This is a genomic window from Rahnella sp. AA, from assembly GCF_002834385.1.
Lineage (GTDB): Bacteria > Pseudomonadota > Gammaproteobacteria > Enterobacterales > Enterobacteriaceae > Rahnella.
Genome location: NZ_PITQ01000033.1, coordinates 1 through 1,179, shown reverse-complemented (window position 1 = coordinate 1,179; position 1,179 = coordinate 1). Strand labels below are relative to the sequence as shown.

Genomic DNA, 1,179 nt, shown 5'->3' with positions numbered 1-1,179 from the left:
TATCAGCGATTAAGCGATAACTTTAGCAACAACACCAGCGCCTACAGTACGGCCGCCTTCACGGATTGCGAAACGCAGGCCGTCATCCATCGCGATTGGGTGGATCAAGGTAACAACCATTTTGATGTTGTCGCCTGGCATTACCATTTCAACGCCTTCTGGCAGTTCGATGGTACCGGTCACGTCAGTTGTACGGAAGTAGAACTGTGGACGGTAGCCTTTGAAGAATGGAGTATGACGGCCACCTTCATCTTTGCTCAGAATATAAACTTCTGATTCGAACTGGGTGTGTGGTTTGATTGAGCCTGGTTTAGCCAGAACCTGACCACGTTCGATATCTTCACGTTTGATACCACGCAGCAGAACACCAACGTTCTCGCCTGCACGGCCTTCGTCCAGCAGTTTGCGGAACATTTCAACGCCAGTACAAGTTGATTTCACGGTATCTTTGATACCAACGATTTCAACTTCTTCACCGACTTTAACGATACCGCGCTCTACACGACCGGTTACAACTGTACCACGACCGGAGATGGAGAATACGTCTTCGATTGGCAGCAGGAATGGCTTGTCGATTGCACGTTCTGGTTCTGGGATGTAAGAATCCAGGAAGCCAGCCAGTTCAATGATTTTTGCTTCGTAGTCTGCGTCGCCTTCCAGTGCTTTCAGCGCTGAACCACGAACAACCGGAGTGTCGTCGCCTGGGAAGTCGTACATAGACAGAAGTTCACGAACTTCCATTTCTACCAGTTCCAGCAGCTCTTCGTCATCAACCATGTCACATTTGTTCAGGAACACGATGATGTAAGGAACGCCAACCTGGCGACCCAGCAGGATGTGCTCACGGGTCTGAGGCATAGGGCCGTCAGTTGCAGCAACAACCAGGATCGCGCCGTCCATCTGAGCAGCACCGGTGATCATGTTTTTCACGTAGTCGGCGTGCCCTGGGCAGTCAACGTGCGCGTAGTGACGAGCTGGGGTGTCATATTCAACGTGTGAAGTGTTGATGGTGATACCACGAGCTTTTTCTTCTGGTGCGTTATCGATCTGGTCGAATGCGCGTGCAGAACCGCCGTAGGTTTTAGCCAGAACGGTAGTGATTGCTGCAGTCAGGGTAGTTTTACCGTGGTCAACGTGGCCGATAGTACCAACGTTAACGTGCGGTTTTGTACGTTCAAA

1 protein-coding gene is annotated in these 1,179 nt (G+C 50.8%); it reads right to left on the bottom strand.

From position 1 onward, the window contains the following. Positions 1-9 precede the first annotated feature (9 nt). Positions 10-1,179, bottom strand: a 1,170-nt coding sequence (gene tuf, locus CWS43_RS27110; protein WP_101080212.1) for an elongation factor Tu, incomplete at its 5' end; no start/stop codon positions are given.